The organism is Kitasatospora sp. NPDC053057 (assembly GCF_044546945.1).
GTDB lineage: Bacteria > Actinomycetota > Actinomycetes > Streptomycetales > Streptomycetaceae > Kitasatospora.
Window position 1 is genome coordinate 19179 of the sequence record NZ_JBITZP010000037.1, and the last position, 23486, is coordinate 42664.

Genomic DNA, 23486 nt, shown 5'->3' on the forward strand with positions numbered 1-23486 from the left:
AACAGGGGCGAAACCGGATCGCCACACAAGCCGATCATGGACGCCTGGGAATCCATTCCGGGACCGGGGCCGCCGGATGCGAATCCGCGGCTGCGAGCGCCGGATGATGAGACGATGCCGGGCAGCGCGCGACGTCCATGTGTGAAACGTCACGCACTGCCCGGCATAACCATGCAGCGCTGTCGACTACCCGTCGGCCATCCGTCGACTACCCGACGTGCCCGCCGATCAGCCACCCGAGCAGGTACGTCACCCCGGCCGCGGCCCCGCCCAGCACCAGCTGCCGCAGCCCGCTGAACCACCAGCTGCGCGCCGTCACCCGGGCCACCACCGCGCCGCAGCCGAACAGGCCGAGCGCCGCGAGCACCAACGCGGGCAGCAGCGAACTGGCCCCCAGCAGGTACGGCAGCAGCGGCAGCAGCGCGCCGAGCGCGAAGCACAGGAAGGACGAGCCGGCCGCCACCAGCGGCGAGGGCAGGTCGGTGGGGTCGATCCCCAGCTCCTCCCGCGCGTGGATCTCCAGCGCCAGCTCCGGGTCGCGGGACAGCTGCCGAGCCACCTCGTGGGCGAGCTCCGGCTCCACCCCGCGCGAGACGTACAGCTGCGCCAGTTCGGCCAGCTCGCCGTGCGGGTTGCGGCTCAGCTCCAGCCGCTCGGCCTCGATCTCGGCCTGCACCAGCTCCCGCTGCGAGGCCACCGAGGTGTACTCCCCCGCCGCCATCGAGCAGGCGCCGGCCGCCAGGCCCGCCAGCCCGGTGAGGATCACCGTGCCGTTGGACGCCGCCCCGCCGACCACGCCGGTCATCAGCGCGAAGTTGGACACCAGGCCGTCCACCGCGCCGAACACCGCGGGCCGCAACCAGCCGCCGTTGACGTCCCGGTGGTGGTCGGCCGCGGGTATCCGCGGGTGCTGTGCCGGCTCGGCTTCCAGGGTGCTCGCAGTCACGGTTCTTCCCCTCCGTCTTCGTTCGTCACCCCGACCGTAGCCCGCTTGACCTGGGCATTTCCAGCAAGACAAGGCTTCCCGAACGATGCTGAGGCTGCCCTTCGCAGGTCTCGCGAAGGGCAGCCTCAGTCAGCGGAAGTGCCTGCTCAGATGGGGTTCTCGGCGTCCTTGCCGGTCTTCTCCGCGGCCGTGGAAGCCGCGGCGGCCGGCAGCGGGTCCGCTTCCCCGTCCCCGTCGCCGTCCAGGATCCGGGACGGCTTCTCCCCGTCCACCGTCTCGCTCGGCTTCTCGCCCTTCGCCTTCTCCTCGGCCGCCTTCTCCTCGGCCTGCTCCGCCTCGGCGTGCGCCGCCGGGTCGATGCTCGCCGGGTCCTCGCGCCCGGGCCGCTTCTTCCCGACGATCACGAAGTACGCCACGGCGCCGATGAACACCACGATCGACGTCCAGTCGTTGAGCCGCAGGCCGAAGTAGACGTGCGCCTCGTCGATCCGCAGCCACTCGGTCCAGAACCGGCCCACCGTGTACGCGCCCACGTACAGGGCGAACGCCCGGCCGTGCCCCAGCTTCCAGCGCCGGTCGGCCCAGATCACCAGCAGCGCGACGGCCACGTCCCAGATCGACTCGTACAGGAAGGTCGGGTGGAAGACGCCGCTCACCACCTCGCCGTCGGGCAGCGTCTTGTGGATCTCCAGGCCCCACGGCAGCGTGGTCGCCCGCCCGTACAGCTCCTGGTTGAAGTAGTTGCCCCAGCGGCCCATCGCCTGCGCGAGCACGATGCCCGGCGCGATGGCGTCGGCGTACGCGGGCAACGGCACGCCCCGGCGGCGGCAGCCGATCCAGGCGCCGACCGCGCCCAGCGCGACCGCGCCCCAGATCCCGAGGCCGCCCTCCCAGATCTTGAAGGCGTTCCAGGGGTTCTTCCCCTCGCCGAAGTACAGCTGGTGGTCGGTGATCACGTGGTACAGCCGGCCGCCGACCAGGCCGAACGGCACGGCCCAGACGGCGATGTCACCGACGGTGTGCTTGGCACCGCCCCGGGCGACCCAGCGCTTGCTGCCGAGCCAGACGGCTGCGACGACCCCGAGGATGATGCAGAAGGCGTAGGCGCGCAGCGGGATCGGTCCGAGGTAGAGGACGCCCCGCGACGGGCTGGGAATGTAGGCGATATCCATGGCAGTTCCGACGCTACAGGGTCCGACGTCCCCATCGGACACCCCCGGGGTCACAGAAACCGAACAACGAACACCGCCGCCCCCTCCCGTCGGAGGGGGCGGCGACGGTGCGGCGGCTCAGCCCGCCGTCGGTGACGGGTTGTTGGCCTCCGAAGCAGCGGCGGTGGGCGCCGGGGTCTGCCCGCCCGAGCCCGCCGTGCCCAGCTGCTTGCCCTGGTTGGCGGCGTCCACCCACTTCTCCAGGTTCGCCGGGGTGATGTCCTCGTCGCCGTTCTTCGGGTAGATCGGCTTGCCGTTGAGCAGCACGGTCGGGGTCGACTTGTAGCTGGACTTGTCGAAGTCCTGCTGCACCGACGACACCCACCCGCCGTACTTGTTGTCGTTGACGCAGGCCTGGAACTCCGGCGTGTCCAGCCCGTTCACCTGCTTCGCCAGGTTGAGCAGGACCGCCTTGTTGCCGAAGGCGTCGTTGGTCTCGTCCGGCTGGTTGCGGTAGAGCACGTCGTGGAAGTCCCGGAAGTGCCCGGCGTCCTGGGCGCACCCCAGCGCGTTGGCACCGTTCCTGGAGCCCTTGCCCGGCAGTGACCGGTCGATGAAGGACACGATGTGGGCGTTGGTGTAGATCTTCCCGGCGTCCTCCAGCTGGTCGATGGTCGCCGAGAACTCGCGCTCGAACATGCCGCAGGCCGGACAGCGCGGGTCCTCGTACACCGTGAGGACCGACGGCGCGTTGCTCGCGCCGACCGGGACCACCAGGTTCTTGTCGCCAATGGTCCCGGCCGGGGCGGCGGTCGGGGTCTCCGGCTTGGAGCGCTGGTTCTGCACCACGACGCCGGTGACCACCGCGGCGGCGATCACCGCGAGCACGGCCCCGCCGACGATCAGCTTCTTCCTGCGCCGGGAGGAGGCCTCCTCGGCCGCCCGCTGGTCCAGCATCCGCTCGCGGGCGGTGCGCTTGCCTTCTCGGTTCTTCTCGCTCATTGCCTTGACATCCACGGTCGGGGAGCCTTCGTCGGGTGCGGGGATGGGGATGGCCGGACGGATCAGCTCGCCAGCCAGCCGTCGGCCGAGAGCCGGGTGCGGGGCCGCCACAGCAGCCACCCGGCCAGCAACAGGAACCCGGTGTCGCGCAGGATCTCCTGCAGGTACTCGGTCTGCGAGGCGTCGACGTGCCCGCCGCCGCCGAAGCAGCCGCAGTCGATCGAGATGCCGCGCGCCCAGGCCGAGGCGATCCCGGCGATGAAGGTGAGCAGCAGCAGCGCGGAGACCCCGGCCACCAGCCGGACCCCGAGCCCGATCACCAGCAGCAGGGCGAGCGCCAGCTCCAGGAAGGGCAGTCCGTAGCCGATCGGCTTGACCAGGCCCTCGGGCAGGATCTCGTAGGCCCGGACGGCCTGGGCGGCCTCCGCCGGATCGGCGATCTTGGCCAGCCCGGCCCACCCCCAGACCACCGCCAGGCCGAGCCGCACGGCCGTGCCCACCCACTCGCTCCAGGCCGGCAGCGGCCGCCGCGCCGGCGCGGAACCACCGGGCTGCACTGCCGGGCCGGCCATCAGGGAACCCCCCTCGGGAAACTCGTTCACTTCCTGATGAACCGTAAGGAATGAAGGGCGGTTCCTCCGGATTCAGGAATTAAGCCGGACGAGTGACGTTCTGTCCGATTCCCTCGAACACCCCTGCGTCACCGGCACACCGGCATCCGCCCCGGATCGAACAGCTCCAGGCGCCCCTCGTGCTGCGCCCGGGCCGCCCGCTCGGCCGCGTCCCAGCGCGCCGCCTCCGCACAGGCCACCGCGTCCCGCTCCGCCCGCTCGGCACCGCGCTTGGCCAGCGCCTGCCCCACCTCGGTGTGCGCACCGACCGCAGCGCCCAGGGCCAGCGCGGCAGCCGCCGCCCGCAGCAGCACGGCCCGATGAAGACCCGCCACCGGCGCTCACCCCTTCGCTCGCTCGGCTACCCCCGTGCACGTTGTCCGTGCACTCGTCCCTCCACTCAACGTCGGTCAACCCCGCCTGGTGCGTGTCGCCGCCGCTGTTCACCCGTTCGGGGCCGCCCCGAAGCTGACGGCGGGGAACCGGACCCGCGCAGCGGAACGGCCCGCCATCCCTCGAAGGGATGGCGGGCCGTCACCCGGGCCGCGCGTCAGCGCCTGCGCACTCCTGCCGCGAGCTCACCGGCGAGCGCCCGGACGCCGTCCAGCGCCGCCGCCTCGTCCTCGCCCGCGGAGAGGATCCGCTGCACGAACGCCGACCCCACGATCACCCCGTCCGCGAACCGGGCGACCTCCGCCGCCTGCTCCGCGTTCGAGACGCCGAGGCCGACGCACACCGGCAGGTCCGTGGTGGCCCGGGTGCGGGCGACCAGGTCCTCGGCCAGCGATCCGACCGCCGACCGGGTCCCGGTCACGCCCATCACCGCGGCCGCGTACACGAACCCGCTGCCCGCGGCCGTGACCTCGGCCAGTCGCGCGTCCTTGCTGCTGGGGGCGACCACGAACACGGTGTCCAGCCCGTGCGCCTCCGCCGCCTTGCGCCACTCCCCGGACTCCTCCACCGGAAGGTCCGGCAGGATGCAGCCCGCCCCGCCCGCCGCGGCCAGGTCGGCCGCGAAGCGCGCCACCCCGTAGCGGTCGACCGGGTTCCAGTACGTCATCACCAGCACCGCCGCCTCGGGGTGCGCGGCGGCGACCTCCTGGACGGTGCGCAGCACGTCCTTGATCCGCACGCCGCCGCGCAGCGCGATGTCGTCGGCGGTCTGGATGACGGCCCCGTCCAGGACCGGGTCGGAGTGCGGCAGCCCGATCTCGACGACGTCGCAGCCGCCCTCGATCAGCGCGTTGACCGCCCGGATCCCGCCGTCGACGGTGGGGAACCCGGCCGGGAGGTAGCCGATCAGCGCGGCCCGGCCCTCGGCCTTGGCGGCCGAAAGACGGTCACTGAGCTTGCTGGCACCGGGCTTGATGGCGTTGGACTTGATGGCGTTGGGCTTCGAAGCCATGATCACTTGCCCCCCTCGGCCTGGTCGCCGGCCGGCTCGTCGTACAGCCCGAAGTACTGGGCCGCGGTGTGCATGTCCTTGTCCCCGCGCCCGGAGAGCGAGACCAGGATGGTCGCCTCCGGCCCGAGCTCGCGGCCCAGTTCCAGGGCCCCGGCGAGCGCGTGGGCGCTCTCGATGGCCGGGATGATGCCCTCGGTGCGGGAGAGCAGCCGCAGTGCCTGCATGGCCGCGTCGTCCGTCACCGGCCGGTACTCGGCCCGTCCGGTGTCCTTCAGCCAGGCGTGCTCCGGGCCGACGCCCGGGTAGTCGAGCCCGGCCGAGATGGAGTGCGACTCGATGGTCTGCCCGTCCTCGTCCTGCAGGACGTACGTCCGGGAGCCGTGCAGCACCCCCGGGTCGCCCTTGGTCAGGGTGGCGGCGTGGCGCGGGGTGTCGGCGCCCTCACCGGCCGCCTCGCAGCCGATCAGCCGCACCCCGGCGTCCGGGATGAACTCGTGGAAGATCCCCATCGCGTTGGAGCCGCCGCCGACGCACGCGACCACCGCGTCGGGCAGCCGCCCGGTGCGGTCGAGCACCTGCCGGCGGGCCTCGACGCCGATGATCCGGTGGAAGTCGCGGACCATCATCGGGAAGGGGTGCGGCCCGGCGACGGTCCCGAACAGGTAGTGGGTGGAGTCGACGTTGGCGACCCAGTCGCGGAAGGCCTCGTTGATGGCGTCCTTGAGCGTGCGGCTGCCGGACTTGACGGCGATCACCTCGGCGCCGAGCATCCGCATCCGGGCGACGTTGAGCGCCTGGCGCTCGGTGTCGACCTCGCCCATGTAGATGGTGCAGTCGAAGCCGAACAGGGCGCAGGCGGTGGCGGTGGCCACCCCGTGCTGGCCGGCGCCGGTCTCGGCGATGATCCGGGTCTTGCCCATCCGCCTGGTGAGCAGGGCCTGGCCCAGCACGTTGTTGATCTTGTGCGAGCCGGTGTGGTTGAGGTCCTCGCGCTTGAGCAGGATCCGCGCGCCGCCCGCCTCGGCGGAGAAGCGGTGCACGTCGGTCAGCGGGCTCGGGCGGCCGGTGTAGTCCTTCAGCAGCCCGTCGAGCTCGGCCGCGAAGGCCGGGTCGGTCTTGGCCTTCTCGTACTCCTCGGCGACCTGTTCGACCGCGGCGACCAGCGCCTCGGGGATGAAGCGGCCGCCGTACGCGCCGAAGTAGCCGCGGGCGTCCGGCACCTGGGCGCCGGGCAGGTAGTCCTTCTCGGACATGGTGGTTTCCCTTGCGGAGATGGATGACGGTGACGTCTGATCGGCTGGTTCAGCCGTGCGTCACGCGCCATCGCCGCCCCGGCACCTGGCCCGGCTCGCAGCCGATCACGTACCGCACCCGACGCCCCAGCACCCGGCGTGCGGGCGCGCGGCAGCCGCGCGGGCGGCAGCCGGGGGCGAGTCGGGTGGCGATCTTCATCTGGGCCGCGTCAGTCCTTGTGCCGGACGGCCGGGTGGGTCCCGGCCGCGACCAGGTCGGCGACCGCGGCCCGCGGGTCCTTGCCCGTCACCAGCGACTCGCCGACCAGCACCGCGTCGGCACCCAGGTTGGCGTAGTTGATCACGTCCAGCGGGCCGCGCACACCGGACTCGGCGACCTTGACGACGCCGTCCGGGATGGCGTGCACCACGTTCTCGAACGTGCTGCGGTCGACCTCCAGGGTCTTCAGGTTGCGGGCGTTGACGCCGATGATCCGCGCCCCGGCGTCCACCGCGCGCTTGATCTCGTCCTCGTCGTGCACCTCGACCAGCGGGGTGAGGCCGATCGACTCGGCGCGCTCGATCAGCGACACCAGGGCCGGCTGCTCCAGTGCGGCGACGATCAGCAGCGCGAGGTCGGCGCCGTGCGCGCGGGCCTCCCACAGCTGGTAGGCGGTGACGATGAAGTCCTTGCGCAGCACCGGGGTGTCCACCGCGGCACGGACCGCGTCCAGGTCGGCGAGCGACCCGCCGAAGCGGCGCTGCTCGGTCAGCACGCTGATCGCGGCGGCACCGCCGGCCGCGTAGTCGCGGGCCAGGGCGGCCGGGTCGGCGATCGAGGCCAACGCACCCTTGGACGGGCTGGAGCGCTTCACCTCGCAGATCACCCGGACCCCGTCGCCCTTGAGGGCGGCGACGCCGTCCTTGGCCTCCGGGGCCTTGGCCGCGAGCGCCTTGAGCTCGTCCAGAGAGACCCGGGCCTGCCGCTCGGCGAGGTCCTCGCGGACCCCTTCGATGATCGAGTCGAGCACACTCACTCAGGAGCCCCCATCATTTCTGCTGGTTCGCCAGCGCGAGCCGGACGGGCGGGGGCCCGTCGGCACTTCGATGGTATCGGCACCCGGGACGCGCAGCGCATCCGCCCGGCACGCGTCTCGCGGAACGGGACGCCCCCTCCGGCGGCTCCCAGCTGCGGCTTCACCGGCTCTCCACCGCTCTGCGCCGGTGTCGGGACCGCTCGGCCGCCGGGGACCACCGCCGGAAGCGCTCAGACCACCGCCGGCGCCAGCCCCGCCCCGATCGGCAGGTTGCGCACCACCTCGAACACCAGCACCAGCAGGCCGATCAGTGCCCAGCGCCGGGCCCCGACCGAGACCCGGACCGGCGGCCCGAGGGTCAGCGCGGCCCAGCCCCAGCGCAGCCAGAGCACCGCCAGGACGCCGAGCAGCAGGACGGCCACCGCGTTGTCGTGCAGCGCGCCGGTGAGGTCCCCGTGGGCCAGCGCGTGGACGCAGCGCAGGCCCCCGCAGCCGGGGCACCACCAGCCGGTGGCGGTCAGGAAGGGGCAGTCGGGGTAGTGCCCGGGGGCGTTCGGGTCCACCACCGTGACGTACCCGGCGGGGATGGCCACCGCCGCCAGCGCGGCCAGCGGCGGGCCCAGCCGGCGCAGCACGGGTGGCGGGGCGGAGGCGGTGGGGGCGGCGTTCACGCCCCGATTGTGCCCGGGCCGGGCCCGGACAGAACGAAACGGCGGGCGTGGCGCGCCCGCCGTTCGGTTGTACGAATCCTCAGCCGCACGGAGCCGACGAAGTCCGTACTGGGAGTACCGGGAGTACCGGGAGCACCGGGAGTACCGGGAGTACCGGGAGTACCGGCCGTCGTCAGGCGGCGACGGTCGCGCGGGCCTCGATGGCCGCCTTGCGCGCCGCGGACTGCTCCTCGACCGACTTGTAGACGTTGGCGCTGGGCTGCTTGCCCATGCCCGCCATCGACATGGCCTTGCCGACGATCCCGCCGACGAGGACGACCGCCATACCGGCCCAGACCAGCAGCGGCGACGGCAGGATCATCGCGACACCCGCGATGCCGAAGCCGACGAAGGAGATGACGACGCCGGTCCAGGCGGCGGTGGTGTGGCCGTGTGCAGCTGCTGACATCGATGGTGCTCCTAGGCTCTCGGGGCCCGGCCGGGCCTGCGGGGCCGCCGGCGGGTTGACGGGTTCCATTGTGCCGGGCCACACACAGGCGGCCCAAAGCGGGTGCCGGGTCTAACGCGTCACACCCGCTGGCCGGCCGGGCGGGCCTCAGACCGCGGTCGGGTCCTCGCCGCGGTCCAGGGCCTTCCACAGGTCACCCGGCGTGTCGGCCTTCGCCGGCGCCTTGCGGGTGGGCGCCTCGTAGCGGCTGCCCATGGCCGGCCAGCCGCGGCCGCAGCGCAGGGTGACCAGCCCGGCCACGGCCAGCAGCAGCCCGCCGGCCAGCGCGACCCAGGGCCAGCCGGTGTGCGAGACCTCGGTGGCGGTCGAGCCGGCCAGCGCCAGCTTGCCGGAGGCCGCGGAGTCCAGCGCGACGGTGTCCGAGGCCCCGGCCACCGAGGCGGCGGCCGCGCCCAGCCCGGCCAGCAGGGTCAGCGCGCCGACCGCGAGCCGCCCGACGCCGCGCACCGCGAACACCGCGACGGCCGCGGCCAGGCCCACCAGGGCCAGCCCGCCGGGCAGTTCGGAGATCTTGCCGCCGGTGACGGACACGTCCAGGGTGCCGGCCCGGCCCTCGGCCCAGACCCGCCCGGCCGCGGTCAGCACCAGCACGGCGCTCAGCACGGTCAGCAGCAGCATCACGCCGAGGGTGCGGCGGCCGGCCGCGGGCGTGGCGGGAGCGGCGGGGGCGGTGGTGGGGGTGGGGTCTGCAGCGGTCACCCGTCCACTATCCCCCGGGCCGTGCGCTACGCCGTACCCGGGGTGGGGAACTCGTCCGTGCGCAGCACCGCCGTGCGCCCGCCCAGCGACAGGAACAGGTCGTTGCCGAAGGGCACCCGCTCGGCCTCCCGGTACACCCCGCCGGGCGACGGCGCGGTGTGCACGGTGCAGGCCGCGGCCGCCGGGTCGACCACCACGTACAGCGGCACGCCGCTCTCCGCGCAGGCCCGCACCCAGGCGTGGTCGCGCCCCGGGTGGGCTACCTCCAGCACCGCCTCGACCTCGGCGGCGGCGTACCGGCCCCGGGGGCCGCGCACCGCGCCGGGGGTGAGCACCGCGAGGTCCGGGGCCAGCGGGCCGGGCGCGGCCGGGAAGTCGACCACCACTCCGGAGAGCACCCGGCCCCGGCCGGCCAGCTGCTCCCCGAGCTGCACGGCGGCGCCGAACACGATCTCCCAGCGCAGCTCGTCGTACGGCACCTCGGGCATCCCGGCCGCCTCCTCACGCCTCAGGACAGTGCCGGCCCGCGCCTCAGGGGTCTCGGGAGCCTCAGGGGCCTCAGGAGAGTTCCGGCCTCCGCAGCGTATTGGCGGTGGCGACGGCCCGCAGCACGGCGGCCGCCTTGTTGCGGCACTCGGTGTCCTCGCCATGCGGATCGGAGTCGGCGACCACACCCGCGCCCGCCTGCACGTACGCGGTGCCGTCGCGCAGCACCGCGGTGCGGATCGCGATCGCGGTGTCCGAGTCCCCCGCGAAGTCCAGGTAGCCCACGCAGCCGCCGTACAGGCCGCGCCGGGTCGGCTCCAGCTCCTCGATGATCCGCATCGCCCGGGGCTTGGGCGCGCCGGAGAGGGTGCCGGCCGGGAAGCAGGCGGTCAGCACGTCGAAGGCGTTCCGCCCGGGGGCGACCTTGCCGGTCACCGTCGAGACGATGTGCATCACGTGGCTGTAGCGCTCGATCTGCATGAAGTCGACCACCTCGACGCTGCCCGGCTCGCAGACTCGCCCCAGGTCGTTGCGGCCGAGGTCGACCAGCATCAGGTGCTCCGCCCGCTCCTTGGGGTCGGCGAGCAGTTCGGCGGCCAGCGCCGCGTCCTCGTGCGGGGTCGCGCCGCGGTGCCGGGTCCCGGCGATCGGGTGCAGCATCGCCTCGCCGTCGGCGACCTTGACCAGCGCCTCCGGGCTGGAGCCGACCACGTCGAAGCCGCCCTCGGCGCCGCCGTCCGGCCCGGGGAAGCGGAACAGGTACATGTACGGGCTGGGGTTGGTGGTGCGCAGAACGCGGTAGACGTCCAGCGCGGAGGCCGGGCAGGGTGCCTCGAAGCGCTGCGAGGGCACCACCTGGAAGGCCTCGCCGGCCCGGATCCGCTCCTTGACCTCCTCCACGGCGGCCCGGTACGGCGCCCCGCCGAACGGCGAGTGCACCTCGCCGGGGCCGGCCGGGGTGAAGGTCGCCAGGCCCGGGTCGACCGGCTTCAGCAGCCCGGCCTCCATCGCGTCCAGGCGGGCCACCGCGTCCGCGTAGGCCTCGTCCACGCCGCTGGCCAGGTCGTTGTGGTTGACGGCGTTGGCGATCAGCAGCACCGTGCCGTCCAGGTGGTCGAGCACCGCGAGGTCGGTGGCGAGCAGCATGGTGAGCTCGGGCAGCCGGAGGTCGTCCGGGTTGAGGTCGGGCAGCTTCTCCAGGCGGCGGACGATGTCGTACCCGAGGTAGCCGACCAGGCCGCCGGTCAGCGGCGGCAGGCCGTCGTCGGCGCGGCGCGGGGTGTGCAGCGCCGCCAGGGCGGCGCGCAGCACCTCCAGCGGGTCACCGCCGGTGGGGATGCCGACCGGCGGGGTGCCGAGCCAGCGGGCGTCGCCGTCCGGGCCGGCGGTCAGCACGGCGGCGCTGCGCACGCCCACGAAGGAGTAGCGCGACCAGACGCCCTGCTCGGCGGACTCCAGCAGGAAGGTGCCGGGCCGCTCCTCGGCGAGGCTGCGGTAGAGGCCGATCGGGGTGAGGCCGTCCGCGAGGAGCCTGCGGGTGACGGGGATGACCCGGGTGTCGACGGCGAGCTTGCGGAAGGCTTCGAGGTCCATGCGGGGCGGCACCTTCTGGAGTTGGATGGCTGGAAATCAGACGATCGGGAGCACGTCGGCGTCGAAGCAGGTGCGGTCGCCGGTGTGGCAGGCCGCGCCGGTCTGGTCGACCTTGACCAGCAGGGTGTCGCCGTCGCAGTCGAGGGCCACCGACTTGACCGCCTGCACGTGACCGGAGGTGTCGCCCTTCACCCAGTACTCGCGGCGGCTGCGGCTCCAGTAGGTGCAGCGGCCGGTGGTGAGCGTGCGGTGCAGCGCCTCGTCGTCCATCCAGCCCAGCATCAGCACCTCGCCGGTGTCGTACTGCTGCGCGATGGCCGGGAGCAGACCGTCCTCGGTGCGCTTGAGGCGGGCGGCGATCGCCGGGTCGAGGGCGGTGGTGCCGGGAGCGGCGGGTGTGGTGGACATGGGGCCATTGTGTCAGCCCGGCCACGGCCTCCGAACGGGACGGCTGGTTCGCAGACGGCCCGTACGGAGTCAGTTCCGCCAACCGCCTGCCGCGCCGGGCCCGACTGGGCCATCCTCAGCCCATGACCTCCGAGCAGCAGCCGCCCGAAGCCGCCGCCTCCCGTCCGTCCCGGGGCCTGGTGATCGCCGTCGCCGCCGTCCTGGCCGTGCTGCTCGCGGTGGTGGCCACCGTGCTGCTCTGGCCCGAGGACGCCCCCAAGCCCGCAGCCGCCCCGCCGCCGCCCTCCCCCACGGCCACCCCGACGCCGACCCCCACCCCCACGCCCACCCCCACCAAGCCCCAACCCCCGTACGCCTTCTTCCCGGTGGGCGCCTGCTTCGACCACCCCCAACTCAGCCCGGCGATCACCAAGGCCGAGGAACGCCCCTGCACCACCCCCCACGACGGCGAAGTCATCGCCAACCTCAGACTCCCCGACGGCCTCACCGGCGAAATCCCCATCGCCCTCGCCATGCGCGACGGCTGCAAGGACGCCGAGACCACCGCCAAGGCCCACCAGCCCGACGGAAAGCCCTACTACCCCCGCCAGTTCGGCCCCGCCATGACCAACTACCAGCAGGGCTGGCGCGACTACACCTGCGCCCTCACCGCGAGCAACAAACAGGGCGGCCCCAAACTCACGGGGCGGCTGCGGCCCCAGGGCACGCCCTAGTCTGACGTCATGTCGAACCACGCCCTCGCCGAACGTCACCGTCTCGCCCATCTCCTCACCGCCGCCGGGCCGGACGCGCCCACCCTGTGCGCCGGGTGGACCACCCGGGACCTCGCCGCCCACCTGGTGATCCGCGAGCGCCGCGCCGACGCGGCGCCCGGCATCCGGATCGGTGCCCTGGCCGGCTGGACCCGGCGGGTGCAGGACGGCTACGCCGAGCGTCCGTACGAGGAACTGGTCCGGCTCTTCCGCGCCGGGCCCCCGGTCTACTCCCTGTTCGCCCTCCCCGGTGCGGACGAAGCGGCCAACACCGTCGAGTACTTCGTCCACGCCGAGGACGTCGCCCGGGCCGGCGAGAACTGGACCGCCCAGCCCGTCCCGCCCGGCCGCGCCGAGGCGCTCTGGCGCCGGCTCCCCCTCCTCGCCCGCTTCGAAGCGGGCCGCCGCTCCCCCGTCCGCCTCACCCTCGCCCGCCCCGACGGCCGGTCCCTCACCGTCGGGCCCGCCGGCGCCCCCACCGTCCACCTCACCGGCGAACCCGCCGAACTCATCCTCTTCACCTACGGCCGCGGCGCCCGTACCACCCTCACCGTCGACGGCCCCCCGGACGCCGTCGAGGCCCTGCGCCACGTCCTGCCGCTGCCATAGGGCGTGTCCGGCCCCCTGCGCAGGGAGTCGGCCAGGCCGACTTCCTGCGCAGAACACGATGGGGCCGCCACAACCCGCCTACGGCGTGAGCCGGTTCGGGCCGCGGAAGAGGAAGGTGGCGTCGCGGATGGAGGTCAGGCCGAGCAGGACCATCAGGACCCGGCCGAGGCCCATGCCGAGGCCGCCGTGCGGCGGGCAGCCGTAGCGGAACGCGTTGAGGTAGTCCCGCATCGGCTCCGGGCTCAGGCCCTTCTCCGCGGCCTGCTCCAGCAGGACGTCGTAGCGGTGTTCGCGCTGCGCGCCGGTGGTGATCTCCAGGCCGTTCCAGAGCAGGTCGAAGCTCAGGGTGAGGCCGGGGTCGTCGGCGGGGCGCATGTGGTAGAAGGGCCGGATGCCGACCGGGTAGTGGGTGATGAAGACGAACTGGTGCCCGGTGGCCTCGCTGATGTGGGCCGAGATGGCGCGCTCGCCCTCCGGGTCCAGGTCTGCCTTGGCTCCTGCCGGGTCCCAGCCGCTCCTGCGCAGGATCTCCTGGGCCTCGGCCATGGTGATCCGGGGGAAGGGCGTCGTGGGCACGGTGACCTGGACGCCGAAGTGCTCGGCGATGGCCGCGCCGTGCAGGTCGGCGACCTTGGCGATCGCGTGGGCGAGCATCCGCTCCTCGAAGGCCATCACGTCCTCGACGCCGTCGATCCAGGCCAGTTCGACGTCGACGCCGGTGAACTCGGTGGCGTGCCGGGAGGTGAAGGACGGTTCGGCGCGGAAGACCGGCCCGATCTCGAAGACCTTGTCGATGCCGGCCGCGATGGCCATCTGCTTGAAGAACTGGGGCGACTGCGCCAGGTAGGCGCTGCGGCCGAAGTAGCCGAGTTCGAAGACCTCCGCGCCGGACTCCGAGGCGGTGCCCATGAGCTTGGGGGTGTGCATCTCGGTGGCGCCCTGCGCGTAGGCGTACTCGCGCATGCCCTGTTCCAGGGTGGTCTGCACGGCGAACAGCAGTTGGGTGGCGGGGCGGCGGCGCACGTCCAGGTAGCGCCAGTCGAGGCGCTGCTCCGGGCCGGTGTGGTCGTCGATCGGCAGCGGGGTGGCGGCCGGGTTCAGGATCTCGACCGTCTCGGGCACGATCTCCAGGCCGCCGAGCTTGACTTGGGCCGCGTCGACGACGCGGCCGGTGATCCTGACGGCGGACTCGGGTGTGAGGGCTTCGAGCCGGGCCTCCAGCGGCCCGCCGTCACGCTTGTGGGTCACCTGTACCAGGCCGGTGCCGTCCCGCACGATGACGAACTGCATCGCGCGCTGCAGGCGGAGGGTGTGCACCCATCCGTGGACGGAAACGGTGCGGCCGACGTGTTCTCGCAGGTCGGAGACGTGTACGCGGCTGTGGATCATTGCGGTCCTCCGAAGGACGTCGTCATGATCCCTTGGGAGTGCGGGCGAGAAGGGCAACTCGCGGTACCACCGCACTTTCGCCGTCACGTCGTCGCCGTGACGGCCTCGTTCGGGCCCGGTGACGGGGGCCGGCCGGCGGGGCATTGGACCGCCACCGGGTGGGGTCGTTCCTCCCCGCGCTCGGGAGGGTCTTCGCCTCGGGGCGCGAGACCGCCTTCCCAGCTTCCGGCGGTTCTCTCTGCTCGCGTGATCCCTGGCTACTCGTCTCCGTCGACGCGTTGCCCAGCACGATACGGAGCGGCGGCGGCGGAGGCAATCAAGAAACGGCGGCGGGCAAGAAGTGCGGATGTCAGTGCCCGGGTGCAGACTCGCAGATGGCCGGGGAGGGGCGTGCGAGCGCCCGACGGACTGCCCCGGTCACTCTCCGTCGAAGGAGCACCACCTTATGCTCACCACCGACTTCCCCATCGGCTCGCCCTGCTGGATCGACCTGGGCAGCCCGGACATCCCCGCGACCGCCGCGTTCTACGGCGCGGTCTTCGGCTGGACCTTCCAGGAGGTCCCCGAGACCGGCGGCTACGGCTTCCTCCAGCTGGACGGCAAGCGGGTCGCCGCGCTCGGCAACCTCGACACGGGCGCGCAGTCCGCCTGGACCACGTACTTCCGCACCGCTGACGCGGACGCCACCGTCAAGGCCGCCGAGCAGTCCGGCGCCACGGTCCGCGTGCCGCCGATGGACGTCATGCAGGAGGGCCGGTTCGCGGCGCTCACCGACCCGCAGGGCGCCGAGTTCGCGGTCTGGCAGTCCGGGAACACCGTCGGCCTGGACACCGTCTCCGAGCCCAACACCCTGGTCTGGGCCGAGCTGCACACCTCCGACCTGGACGGCGCCTTCGCCTTCTACCAGGGCCTGTTCAACTGGCGGGTGGAGAACTTCGAGCCGTCCCCGGGCATGAGCTACCGGGTGATCTCCACGGCCGACGGCGACCAGCGGCAGACCAGCTTCGGCGGCATCGCCCCGGTGATGGGCGAAGACCAGTCCACCGCCTGGACGCCGTACTTCGCCGCCGCGGACGTGGACGCGCTGGTCACCAAGGCGACGGCGGCGGGCGGCTCGGTGCTGATGCCGGCCTCGGACGTGGAGAACGTCGGCCGGATCGCCTGGCTGGCGGACCCGAACGGCGCCCCGTTCGCCCTGATCAAGGGCGAGCCGCAGGAGTCCTGAGGAACAGGAGTCCTGCGGAACAGGAGTCCTGAGAAGACGGACAGCACGGAGGGCCCGCTGCGCGGCAGCGGGCCCTCGACGCAGGAACGGGATCACCGGACCGGGTGACCGGCCTCCCGCAGCGCGCTCTTGACCTCGCCGATCCGCAGGTCCCCGAAGTGGAAGACACTGGCCGCCAGCACCGCGTCCGCGCCCGCCTCGACGGCCGGGGCGAAGTCGCCGAGCTTGCCCGCCCCGCCGGAGGCGATCACCGGCACCGAGACGGCCTTGCGGACGGCCCGGATCATCTCCAGGTCGTAGCCGTCCTTGGTGCCGTCCGCGTCCATCGAGTTGAGCAGGATCTCGCCCGCCCCCAACTCGGCGGCGCGGCCCGCCCATTCGACGGCGTCCAGGCCGGTGCCCTGGCGCCCGCCGTGGGTGGTGACCTCGTAGCCGGAAGCGGTCTCCGTGCCCTCCGGGCAGCGCCGGGCATCGACGGACAGCACCAACACCTGCCGCCCGAACCGCTGGGCGATCTCGCGGATCAGCTCGGGCCGGGCGATGGCGGCGGTGTTGACGCCGACCTTGTCGGCGCCGGCCCGCAGCAGCTTGTTGACGTCCTCGACGGCCCGGATGCCGCCGCCGACGGTGAGCGGGATGAACACCTGCTCAGCGGTGCGGCGGACCACGTCGTAGGTGGTCTCGCGATCGCCGGAGGAGGCGGTGATGTCGAGGAAGGTCAGCTCGTCGGCGCCCTCGGCGTCGTAGAGCTTGGCCATCTCGACCGGGTCGCCGGCGTCGCGCAGGTTCTGGAAGTTGACGCCCTTGACCACCCGCCCCGCGTCGACGTCCAGGCAGGGGATGACACGTACTGCAAGGGTCACGGCTGATTGCCTTCCGGGGCTTCCAGGGTCTTTGCCAGCCCGGTGCGGTACGCGTCGATCTCGACCTCGACCATCATCCGGGAGTCGATCAGCCCGTCGACCACCACCATGGTGGCCACCGGGCGTGCGTCGACGAAGAGTTCGCGGTGGGCGCGGCCCACCTCCTCGGCGTCGCGGACGTGGGTGATGTACATCCGGGTGCGGACCACGTCGTCCGCGGTCAGACCGTACGCGGCCAGGGCCCGGAGCCCGACGCCGAAGGCGGCGAGGGTCTGCCGGTACGGGTCGCCCTCGTGCTCGATCCCGCCGTCCACCCAGGCGGTGGAGCCGGCCACGTGCACGTGGTCGCCCGCGGCGACCGCCCGGGAGTAGCCGAACTCCTCCTCCCAGGGGGAGAAACCGGCGATCCGGCCGCGTACGATCCGACCATCGGTCATCCGGAAACCGCCTCCAGGGCCTCTTCGAGGGTGAACTTCTGCTCGTAGAGTGCCTTGCCCACGATGGCGCCCTCGACACCCTCACCGACGAGAGTGGCGATGGCGCGCAGGTCGTCCAGCGAGGAGACGCCGCCGGAGGCGACGACCGGGCGGTCGGTGGCGCCGCAGACGTCGCGCAGCAGCTGCAGGTTGGGGCCGGTCAGGGTGCCGTCGCGGTTGACGTCGGTGACGACGTAGCGGGCGCAGCCCTCCTGGTTCAGCCGCTCCAGCACGTCGAAGAGCTGGCCACCGTCGCGGGTCCAGCCGCGGCCGCGCAGGGTGGTGCCGACCACGTCCAGGCCGACGGCGATCTTGTCGCCGTGCTCGGCGATGGCCTTGGCGACCCACTCGGGGGCCTCCAGGGCGGCGGTGCCGAGGTTGACCCGGGTGCAGCCGGTGGCGAGTGCGCGGGCGAGCGACTCGTCGTCGCGGATGCCGCCGGACAGCTCGACCTTGATGTCCAGCTGACCGGTGACCTCGCGCAGCAGCTCGTAGTTGCTGCCCGTGCCGAAGGCGGCGTCGAGGTCGACCAGGTGGAGCCACTCGGCGCCGGCGTTCTGCCAGGCGAGGGCGGCGGCCAGCGGCTCGCCGAAGGAGGTCTCGGTGCCGGAGGCGCCCTTGACCAGGCGGACGGCCTGGCCGTCCCGGACGTCGACGGCAGGCAGCAGCTCAAGGCTCATCAGTAACAACTCTCAGACGGTCAGAGGGTGTTGACCCAGTTGGTCAGCAGGGCGGCGCCGGCGTCGCCGGACTTCTCGGGGTGGAACTGGGTGGCCCACAGCGGGCCGTTCTCGACGGCGGCGACGAACGGCTGCCCGTGGGTGGCCCAGGTGACCAGCGGCGGGTGGATCCGCGCGCTGTGGGTCTCCAGCTCCCAGTGCCGCACCCCGTAGGAGTGCACGAAGTAGAAGCGGGTCTCCGGGTCCAGGCCGGCGAACATCCGGCTGCCCTCGGGCACGTCCACCGTGTTCCAGCCCATGTGCGGGACGACGGGGGCGTCCAGCGGCTCGACGGTGCCGGGCCACTCGTCGCAGCCGGGCGTCTCCACCCCGTGCTCGACGCCCTTCTCGAAGAGGATCTGCATGCCGACGCAGATGCCCATGACCGGGCGGCCGCCGGAGAGCCGGCGGTCGATGATCCAGTCCCCGCGGACGGACTTCAGTCCGCGCATGCAGGCCTCGAAGGCGCCCACGCCGGGGACGAGCAGGCCGTCGGCGGCCATCGCGGTGTCGTAGTCGGAGCTGACCGTGACGTTCGCCCCGGTCCGCTCCAGGGCGCGCTGCGCGGAGCGGAGGTTGCCGGAGCCGTAGTCGAGGACGACGACGTTCTTGCCCATGTTCAGGTGTCCAGTCTCTCTACGGGGCCGGGCGGTCTACAGGCGCATGAGGCCGGAGCCCAGGCACATCACGGCGCCGATGGCCAGCACCAGGATGACGCCCTTCGGCAGCTTCTGCTTCCAGAAGGAGATCACTCCGCCGGCCAGGAAGAGGCCGACGAAGAGGAGGATCGTGGCGGACTTGCTCACAGCGCACCCTTGGTCGAGGGGAGGATTCCGGCCGCGCGCGGGTCGCGTTCGGCGGCGTAGCGCAGCGCCCGGGCCAGCGCCTTGAACTGGCACTCCACGATGTGGTGCGCGTTGCGCCCGTACGGGACGTGCACGTGCAGCGCGACCTGGGCCTGGGCCACGAAGGACTCCAGGATGTGCCGGGTCATCGTGGTGTCGTAGCTGCCGATCATCGGCGCCATGCCCTCTGGCTCGGTGTGCACCAGGTAGGGCCGGCCGGAGAGGTCGACGGTGACCTGGGCGAGCGACTCGTCCAGCGGCACCGTGCAGTTGCCGAAGCGGTAGATGCCGACCTTGTCGCCGAGCGCCTGCTTGAAGGCGGCGCCGAGCGCGAGGGCGGTGTCCTCGATGGTGTGGTGGGTGTCGATGTGCAGGTCGCCGTCGGTCTTGACGGTGAGGTCGAACAGACCGTGGCGACCGAGCTGGTCGAGCATGTGGTCGTAGAAACCGACGCCGGTGGAGATGTCGGTCTTGCCGGTGCCGTCGAGGTCTATCTCGACCAGGACGGAGGTCTCCTTGGTGGTGCGCTCGACGCGTCCGATGCGGGACATACGGGGTTACAGCTCCTTGATCACAGTTCGGACGGCGTCCAGGAAGGCGTCGTTCTCGGCGGGCGTGCCGGCGGTGACGCGCAGCCACCCGGGGACGCCGTTGTCACGGACCAGGACACCCTGGTCGAGGATGGCCTGCCAGACGGCGTGGGTGTCGGCGAAGCGGCCGAACTGGACGAAGTTGGCGTCCGAGTCGGTCACCTCCAGGCCCATCGCGCGCAGCGCGTCCACCAGCCGGTCGCGCTCCTGCTTGAGCCGGCCGACGTACCCGAGCAGGGTGTCGGTGTGCTCCAGGCAGGCCAGCGCGGTGGCCTGGGTGACGGCCGACAGGTGGTACGGCAGGCGCACCAACTGGACGGCGTCCACGACGGCCGCGTCGGCGGCCAGGTAGCCCAGGCGCAGCCCGGCGGCGCCGAAGGCCTTGGACATGGTGCGACTGACCACCAGGTTGGGGCGGCCCTCGATCAGCGGCAGCAGCGAGGCGCGGTGCGAGAACTCGACGTAGGCCTCGTCCACCACCACCAGGCTGGGCCGGGCGGCCTGCGCGGCCTCGTACAGCCGCAGCACGGTGTCGGCTCCGACGGCGGTGCCGGTGGGGTTGTTGGGCGAGCAGATGAAGACCACGTTGGGCCGGTGCTCGGCGATGGCGGCGAGCGCGGAGTCCACGTCGATGGTGAAGTCGCCGCACCGCGGGCCGGAGATCCAGGCGGTGCCGGTGCCGCGGGAGATCAGCGCGTGCATCGAGTACGAGGGCTCGAAGCCGAGGGCGGTGCGGCCGGGGCCGCCGAAGGTCTGCAGCAGTTGCTGGAGGACCTCGTTGGAGCCGTTGGCGGCCCACACCTGCTCGCGCGCGACCGGGAAGCCGGTGGTGCGGGTCAGGTAGGCGGCGAGGCCCTCGCGCAGCTCGACCGCGTCCCGGTCGGGGTAGCGGTTGAGGTTGCGGGCGGCCGCGGCGACCCGCTCGGCGATCCGGGCGACCAGTTCCTCGGGCAGCGGGTACGGGTTCTCGTTGGTGTTCAGCTGGACGGGGACGTCCAACTGCGGTGCACCGTACGGGGACTGGCCGCGCAGCTCGTCCCGGATCGGGAGGTCGTCAATGCGCGTGGGGCGGGTCTCAGGGGTGCTCACGAGCCGGGAACCGTCCAATCGAACCGGGCCTTGATGGCGTCGCCGTGGCCGGGGAGGTCCTCGGCGTTGGCCAGGGTGACCACGTGCGCGGCGACCTCCGCCAGCGCGTCCCGGTCGTACTCGACGACCTGGACGCCGCGCAGGAAGGTCTGCACCGACAGCCCGGAGGAGTGGCAGGCGCAGCCGCCGGTCGGCAGCACGTGGTTGGAGCCGGCCGCGTAGTCGCCCAGCGAGACCGGGGTCCAGCGGCCGATGAAGACCGCGCCGGCGTTGACGACGCGCGCCGCCACCGCGTGCGGGTCGCGGGTCTGGATCTCCAGGTGCTCGGCCGCGTACGCGTTGACCACGGCGAGGCCCTGGGTCAGGTCGTCGACCAGGATGATGCCGGACTGCCGGCCGCCCAGCGCCTCGGCCACCCGCTCGCTGTGCTTGGTCTTCGCGACCTGCACGGCCAGCTCGGCCTCGACCGCGTCGGCGAGCTCCGGGGAGTCGGTGACCAGCACCGAGCCGGAGGTCGGACCGTGCTCGGCCTGGCTGATCAGGTCGGCGGCGACGTCGCCGGGCAGCGCGCTGTCGTCGGCGAGGACGGCGATCTCGGTCGGGCCGGCCTCGGAGTCGATGCCGATCCGGCCGGCGAACAGCCGCTTGGCGGCGGCCACGTAGATGTTGCCGGGGCCGGTGACCATGTCGACCGGCGCGCACTCCTCGGTGCCGAGGGCGAACATCGCCACCGCCTGGGCGCCGCCGACGGAGTAGACCTCGTCCACGCCGAGCAGGGCGCAGGCCGCCAGGATCGTCGGGTGGACCCGGCCGCCGCCCCACTCACTGTTGAAAGGGGCCTTCTGCGGCGGGGAGGTCACCGCGATGCCCGTCACGCCCGCCTCCTGGGCCGGCACCACGTTCATCACCACGGAGGACGGGTAGACCGCCAGCCCGCCCGGCACGTACAGGCCGACCCGCTCGACCGGCACCCAGCGCTGGGTGACCGTGCCGCCCGGCACCACCTGGGTGGTGTGCCCGGTGCGGCGCTGGTCGGCGTGCACGGCCCGGGCCCGGCGGATCGACTCCTCCAGCGCGGCCCGCACCCGCGGGTCCAGCGTCTCCAGGGCGGCCGTCAGCTGCTCGGCCGGGACGCGGGTGGACTCCAGCCGGACGCCGTCGAAGCGTTCGGTGATCTCGATCAGCGCCGCGACCCCGCGATGGCGTACGTCCTCGGCGATCGGCCGCACCTTCTCCAGGGCGGCCGCCACGTCGAACTCGGCACGGGGCAGCAGGTCACGCGGGTCGTCCAGCGAGCCGCGGAGGTCGATTCGAGAGATCACGCCAACCAGTGTAAGGAGTGGCCGGAACAGGTGGTCCCACATTTCAGTCCGTGATACGAAAGGCGAGACGACCGGGGGGACGGGGAAAAGCATGGCGGAAACCGCTCCAGAAGGCTGGACCGACACGGAACGGGAGCTCTGGGAGTTCTTCCGCGAGGGCGAGGTCTTCGACCTCCGGTGTGGCCGGAACGACATCGACGACCCCTTCGGGGACGCCGTCTGGGGCCCCGAGCGGACAGTGAGCGCCGAGGTGCTCGCCCACCTGCTGCTGGCCGGCCCGCGGCCCACCGCCGGGCGTGTCGCCTCGCTGCGGATGAGCGGCGTGTACGTCACCGGTGCGCTCAACCTGGCCGGCGGCCACATCGACCGGTACGTCGAACTGCGCGGCTGCCGCTTCGAGCACAAGATCCTCATCTCGGAGGCCTCGGCGACCACCCTGCGCATGGTCGACTGCCTGGTCCCCCGCCTGGAGGCCTCCCGGCTCTCCACCACCGGCGACCTCCACCTGGCCCGCTGCCGGATCCCCGACGGCATCCGGCTCACCGACGCCAAGATCGGCACCGACCTGCTGCTCAACCTGGCCGTCATCGGCGGCGACCGCTACGGCCGCGCGGTGTCCGCCGACGGGATCACCGTCCACCAGGACTTCGAGGCCGAACGCCTGGAGACCCGGGGCGAGTTGAGCGTCCGCACGGCCCGGATAGGTGGCCGCTTCTCGCTCCGCGGCGCCCAGCTGCACGCCGACCCGCAGAACCGGGTCTGCCTCAACGCGGTCCGGCTCAACGTCGGCCACACCCTGTACCTGACCAGCTCCGCCGACGGCGGCTGGTTCGGCTCCCGCAGCTACTACGGCTCCGGCTACGGCCAGAGTCCCCCGCCCGACGCCCCCAGCACCCCGTTCCGCGCCTTCGGCCAGGTGCGCCTCTCGGACGCCCGCTTCGAGGCCGCCTGCCTGATCTCCGGAGAGTTCCACCTGGAGGGTGACGACGAGGTCTCCCTGCGCCGCATCCACACCCCTGAACTCCGCTTCACCTGCAAGATCCGGCCCACCGGCACCGTCTCGCTGTCCCGCGCCCGGGTCGGCAACCTGGTCGACACTCCGGAGGCCTGGCCGCTGGGCAAGCACCTGGGCCTGACCGGCTTCGTCTACGAGAACCTCCGCCCGGTCCGCCCCTTCACCATCCGGCAGCGGATCGCCTGGCTGGAGGGTTCCGCGGTCGACTTCCAGCCGGAGTCCTACGAGCAGCTCGCCGCCGCCCTGCGCCGCGACGGCGCCGACGACGACGCCCGCGAGGTGCTCTACGCCAAGCAGCGGCGCCGCCAGGAGACCCTGCCGCTGCCCGCCCGGATCTGGGGCTCGGTCCAGGACATCACCGTCGGTTACGGCTATCGCCCCGGCCGGGCCGGCCTGTGGCTGCTGCTCGCCTGGGCGCTCGGCAGCATCTGGTTCGCCACCCACCGGCCGGAGCCGCTCAAGGCCGACGAGCGCCCGCACTGGAGCGCGGTGCTCTACACCCTCAACCAACTGCTGCCGATCGTCGACCTCAACCAGGGCGCCTGGAACCCCGGCGGCATCAGCCAGTGGATCTCCGCCGGCCTGGTCGTGATCGGCTGGCTGCTCGCCTCCACCGTCGTCGCGGGCGCCACCCGCCTCCTCCAACGCGGCTGAGGCCGTCCGACCGAGGCTACCTGCGCCCCCTCGCGCTGAGCCTGCGGCCCCCAAGGTCTCCCTGGCTTGGGGTGGGGGGGGGGGGGGGGGGGCCCCCCCCCCCCCCCCCCCCGGCACAGAGGCCCCAAAGCCCCCGGGCCCCAAAGGGAGTTGCCCCACGGCGCCGCCCAAAGGCTGGGGTAGAGGGGC

The 23486-nt window shown here is 72.8% G+C and carries 28 protein-coding genes; 4 read left to right on the forward strand and 24 right to left on the reverse strand.

Annotated features, from left to right (window positions below; translation table 11 throughout):
* Positions 1–208: 208 nt before the first annotated feature.
* The 15 genes from ACIG5E_RS30085 to hisI form a co-directional block, all read right to left on the reverse strand.
* Complete coding sequence (locus ACIG5E_RS30085; protein WP_396538783.1) at positions 209–931, reverse strand: VIT1/CCC1 transporter family protein; 723 nt, start codon at positions 929–931, stop codon at positions 209–211.
* Positions 932–1092: 161 nt separating this feature from the next.
* Positions 1093–2118, reverse strand: a complete 1026-nt coding sequence (lgt, locus tag ACIG5E_RS30090; RefSeq protein ID WP_396538670.1) for a prolipoprotein diacylglyceryl transferase — start codon at positions 2116–2118, stop codon at positions 1093–1095.
* Positions 2119–2235: 117 nt separating this feature from the next.
* On the reverse strand, positions 2236–3099 hold the full coding sequence (locus ACIG5E_RS30095; RefSeq protein ID WP_396538672.1) for a DsbA family protein: 864 nt from the start codon (positions 3097–3099) through the stop codon (positions 2236–2238).
* A gap of 62 nt (positions 3100–3161) precedes the next feature.
* Complete coding sequence (locus ACIG5E_RS30100; RefSeq protein ID WP_396538674.1) at positions 3162–3599, reverse strand: MauE/DoxX family redox-associated membrane protein; 438 nt, start codon at positions 3597–3599, stop codon at positions 3162–3164.
* 200 nt (positions 3600–3799) lie between these two features.
* On the reverse strand, positions 3800–4045 hold the full coding sequence (locus ACIG5E_RS30105; RefSeq protein WP_396538676.1) for a hypothetical protein: 246 nt from the start codon (positions 4043–4045) through the stop codon (positions 3800–3802).
* Between the two features lie 215 nt (positions 4046–4260).
* The gene (gene trpA / locus ACIG5E_RS30110) at positions 4261–5115 is read right to left on the reverse strand and encodes a tryptophan synthase subunit alpha (protein WP_396538678.1); all 855 of its coding nucleotides are present in this window, start codon (positions 5113–5115) and stop codon (positions 4261–4263) included.
* A gap of 2 nt (positions 5116–5117) precedes the next feature.
* The gene (gene trpB / locus ACIG5E_RS30115; RefSeq protein ID WP_396538680.1) at positions 5118–6368 is read right to left on the reverse strand and encodes a tryptophan synthase subunit beta; all 1251 of its coding nucleotides are present in this window, start codon (positions 6366–6368) and stop codon (positions 5118–5120) included.
* A 49-nt stretch (positions 6369–6417) separates the two neighbouring features.
* Positions 6418–6567: a tryptophan biosynthesis modulator TrpM gene (gene trpM, locus ACIG5E_RS30120; RefSeq protein ID WP_167395798.1), complete on the reverse strand. Its 150-nt coding sequence runs from the start codon at positions 6565–6567 to the stop codon at positions 6418–6420.
* A 10-nt stretch (positions 6568–6577) separates the two neighbouring features.
* A complete protein-coding gene (trpC, locus tag ACIG5E_RS30125; protein ID WP_396538682.1) occupies positions 6578–7384 on the reverse strand; it encodes an indole-3-glycerol phosphate synthase TrpC in 807 nt (268 codons plus the stop codon).
* 230 nt (positions 7385–7614) lie between these two features.
* Positions 7615–8055 (reverse strand): DUF2752 domain-containing protein, encoded by a 441-nt coding sequence (locus tag ACIG5E_RS30130; RefSeq protein WP_396538684.1) that lies wholly within the window; start codon positions 8053–8055, stop codon positions 7615–7617.
* A gap of 172 nt (positions 8056–8227) precedes the next feature.
* Positions 8228–8503: an HGxxPAAW family protein gene (locus tag ACIG5E_RS30135; protein WP_396538686.1), complete on the reverse strand. Its 276-nt coding sequence runs from the start codon at positions 8501–8503 to the stop codon at positions 8228–8230.
* A 147-nt stretch (positions 8504–8650) separates the two neighbouring features.
* Positions 8651–9262 carry a TIGR02234 family membrane protein gene (locus ACIG5E_RS30140; RefSeq protein WP_396538688.1) on the reverse strand — a complete coding sequence of 204 codons (612 nt, stop codon included), beginning with the start codon at positions 9260–9262 and terminating at the stop codon, positions 8651–8653.
* A 26-nt stretch (positions 9263–9288) separates the two neighbouring features.
* On the reverse strand, positions 9289–9750 hold the full coding sequence (locus ACIG5E_RS30145; RefSeq protein WP_396538690.1) for a Uma2 family endonuclease: 462 nt from the start codon (positions 9748–9750) through the stop codon (positions 9289–9291).
* Positions 9751–9820: 70 nt separating this feature from the next.
* Positions 9821–11341 (reverse strand): anthranilate synthase component I, encoded by a 1521-nt coding sequence (locus ACIG5E_RS30150; RefSeq protein ID WP_396538692.1) that lies wholly within the window; start codon positions 11339–11341, stop codon positions 9821–9823.
* A gap of 36 nt (positions 11342–11377) precedes the next feature.
* Positions 11378–11749, reverse strand: a complete 372-nt coding sequence (hisI, locus tag ACIG5E_RS30155) for a phosphoribosyl-AMP cyclohydrolase (protein WP_396538694.1) — start codon at positions 11747–11749, stop codon at positions 11378–11380.
* Positions 11750–11871: 122 nt separating this feature from the next.
* On the opposite strand from hisI, the gene ACIG5E_RS30160 reads away from it, so the two are divergent.
* Entirely contained in the window at positions 11872–12462 is a 591-nt protein-coding gene (locus ACIG5E_RS30160) for a hypothetical protein (protein WP_396538696.1), read from the forward strand.
* Between the two features lie 9 nt (positions 12463–12471).
* The gene (locus ACIG5E_RS30165) at positions 12472–13110 is read left to right on the forward strand and encodes a TIGR03085 family metal-binding protein (protein WP_396538698.1); all 639 of its coding nucleotides are present in this window, start codon (positions 12472–12474) and stop codon (positions 13108–13110) included.
* A gap of 78 nt (positions 13111–13188) precedes the next feature.
* Here the strand turns inward: ACIG5E_RS30165 and aspS are convergent, their stop codons facing one another.
* On the reverse strand, positions 13189–14499 hold the full coding sequence (gene aspS / locus ACIG5E_RS30170) for an aspartate--tRNA(Asn) ligase (RefSeq protein WP_396538700.1): 1311 nt from the start codon (positions 14497–14499) through the stop codon (positions 13189–13191).
* A gap of 445 nt (positions 14500–14944) precedes the next feature.
* Here aspS and ACIG5E_RS30175 point away from each other — a divergent pair, with 445 nt between their 5' ends.
* Positions 14945–15724: a VOC family protein gene (locus ACIG5E_RS30175; RefSeq protein ID WP_396538702.1), complete on the forward strand. Its 780-nt coding sequence runs from the start codon at positions 14945–14947 to the stop codon at positions 15722–15724.
* Positions 15725–15816: 92 nt separating this feature from the next.
* Here ACIG5E_RS30175 and hisF read toward each other — a convergent pair whose 3' ends face one another.
* Genes hisF through hisD form a run of 8 tightly spaced genes read right to left on the reverse strand, consistent with a single transcriptional unit; the run spans position 15817 to position 21628 of the window.
* Positions 15817–16587, reverse strand: a complete 771-nt coding sequence (hisF, locus tag ACIG5E_RS30180; RefSeq protein ID WP_396538704.1) for an imidazole glycerol phosphate synthase subunit HisF — start codon at positions 16585–16587, stop codon at positions 15817–15819.
* Positions 16584–17024, reverse strand: coding sequence for a RidA family protein (locus ACIG5E_RS30185; protein ID WP_396538706.1), 441 nt, complete (start codon positions 17022–17024; stop codon positions 16584–16586). Before ACIG5E_RS30185 ends, hisF begins: the two co-directional genes overlap by 4 nt.
* Entirely contained in the window at positions 17021–17746 is a 726-nt protein-coding gene (gene priA / locus ACIG5E_RS30190) for a bifunctional 1-(5-phosphoribosyl)-5-((5-phosphoribosylamino)methylideneamino)imidazole-4-carboxamide isomerase/phosphoribosylanthranilate isomerase PriA (protein WP_396538785.1), read from the reverse strand. Before priA ends, ACIG5E_RS30185 begins: the two co-directional genes overlap by 4 nt.
* A 17-nt stretch (positions 17747–17763) precedes the next feature.
* The gene (gene hisH / locus ACIG5E_RS30195; RefSeq protein ID WP_396538708.1) at positions 17764–18399 is read right to left on the reverse strand and encodes an imidazole glycerol phosphate synthase subunit HisH; all 636 of its coding nucleotides are present in this window, start codon (positions 18397–18399) and stop codon (positions 17764–17766) included.
* A 36-nt stretch (positions 18400–18435) separates the two neighbouring features.
* The gene (locus tag ACIG5E_RS30200) at positions 18436–18588 is read right to left on the reverse strand and encodes a hypothetical protein (protein ID WP_030280435.1); all 153 of its coding nucleotides are present in this window, start codon (positions 18586–18588) and stop codon (positions 18436–18438) included.
* The gene (gene hisB, locus ACIG5E_RS30205) at positions 18585–19178 is read right to left on the reverse strand and encodes an imidazoleglycerol-phosphate dehydratase HisB (protein WP_396538710.1); all 594 of its coding nucleotides are present in this window, start codon (positions 19176–19178) and stop codon (positions 18585–18587) included. Before hisB ends, ACIG5E_RS30200 begins: the two co-directional genes overlap by 4 nt.
* A 6-nt stretch (positions 19179–19184) precedes the next feature.
* On the reverse strand, positions 19185–20306 hold the full coding sequence (locus ACIG5E_RS30210; RefSeq protein ID WP_396538712.1) for a histidinol-phosphate transaminase: 1122 nt from the start codon (positions 20304–20306) through the stop codon (positions 19185–19187).
* Positions 20303–21628, reverse strand: coding sequence for a histidinol dehydrogenase (gene hisD / locus ACIG5E_RS30215; protein WP_396538714.1), 1326 nt, complete (start codon positions 21626–21628; stop codon positions 20303–20305). The genes ACIG5E_RS30210 and hisD overlap by 4 nt, the downstream gene beginning before the upstream one ends.
* A 91-nt stretch (positions 21629–21719) precedes the next feature.
* Between hisD and ACIG5E_RS30220 the strand changes: the two genes are divergently transcribed.
* Positions 21720–23297 carry an oxidoreductase gene (locus tag ACIG5E_RS30220; protein WP_396538716.1) on the forward strand — a complete coding sequence of 526 codons (1578 nt, stop codon included), beginning with the start codon at positions 21720–21722 and terminating at the stop codon, positions 23295–23297.
* The last annotated feature ends 189 nt before the right edge of the window (positions 23298–23486 follow it).

Excerpts from the sequence above, each read along its gene's own strand:
- lgt (WP_396538670.1), bottom strand. The coding sequence starts at position 2,118 with ATGGATATCGCCTACATTCCCAGCCCGTCGCGGGGCGTCCTCTACCTC.
- ACIG5E_RS30095 (WP_396538672.1), bottom strand. The coding sequence starts at position 3,099 with ATGAGCGAGAAGAACCGAGAAGGCAAGCGCACCGCCCGCGAGCGGATG.
- trpA (WP_396538678.1), bottom strand. The coding sequence starts at position 5,115 with ATGGCTTCGAAGCCCAACGCCATCAAGTCCAACGCCATCAAGCCCGGT.
- trpB (WP_396538680.1), bottom strand. The coding sequence starts at position 6,368 with ATGTCCGAGAAGGACTACCTGCCCGGCGCCCAGGTGCCGGACGCCCGC.
- trpM (WP_167395798.1), bottom strand. The coding sequence starts at position 6,567 with ATGAAGATCGCCACCCGACTCGCCCCCGGCTGCCGCCCGCGCGGCTGC.
- ACIG5E_RS30135 (WP_396538686.1), bottom strand. The coding sequence starts at position 8,503 with ATGTCAGCAGCTGCACACGGCCACACCACCGCCGCCTGGACCGGCGTC.
- ACIG5E_RS30145 (WP_396538690.1), bottom strand. The coding sequence starts at position 9,750 with ATGCCCGAGGTGCCGTACGACGAGCTGCGCTGGGAGATCGTGTTCGGC.
- ACIG5E_RS30150 (WP_396538692.1), bottom strand. The coding sequence starts at position 11,341 with ATGGACCTCGAAGCCTTCCGCAAGCTCGCCGTCGACACCCGGGTCATC.
- hisI (WP_396538694.1), bottom strand. The coding sequence starts at position 11,749 with ATGTCCACCACACCCGCCGCTCCCGGCACCACCGCCCTCGACCCGGCG.
- ACIG5E_RS30160 (WP_396538696.1), top strand. The coding sequence starts at position 11,872 with ATGACCTCCGAGCAGCAGCCGCCCGAAGCCGCCGCCTCCCGTCCGTCC.
- ACIG5E_RS30165 (WP_396538698.1), top strand. The coding sequence starts at position 12,472 with ATGTCGAACCACGCCCTCGCCGAACGTCACCGTCTCGCCCATCTCCTC.
- aspS (WP_396538700.1), bottom strand. The coding sequence starts at position 14,499 with ATGATCCACAGCCGCGTACACGTCTCCGACCTGCGAGAACACGTCGGC.
- ACIG5E_RS30175 (WP_396538702.1), top strand. The coding sequence starts at position 14,945 with ATGCTCACCACCGACTTCCCCATCGGCTCGCCCTGCTGGATCGACCTG.
- ACIG5E_RS30185 (WP_396538706.1), bottom strand. The coding sequence starts at position 17,024 with ATGACCGATGGTCGGATCGTACGCGGCCGGATCGCCGGTTTCTCCCCC.
- hisH (WP_396538708.1), bottom strand. The coding sequence starts at position 18,399 with ATGGGCAAGAACGTCGTCGTCCTCGACTACGGCTCCGGCAACCTCCGC.
- hisB (WP_396538710.1), bottom strand. The coding sequence starts at position 19,178 with ATGTCCCGCATCGGACGCGTCGAGCGCACCACCAAGGAGACCTCCGTC.
- ACIG5E_RS30220 (WP_396538716.1), top strand. The coding sequence starts at position 21,720 with ATGGCGGAAACCGCTCCAGAAGGCTGGACCGACACGGAACGGGAGCTC.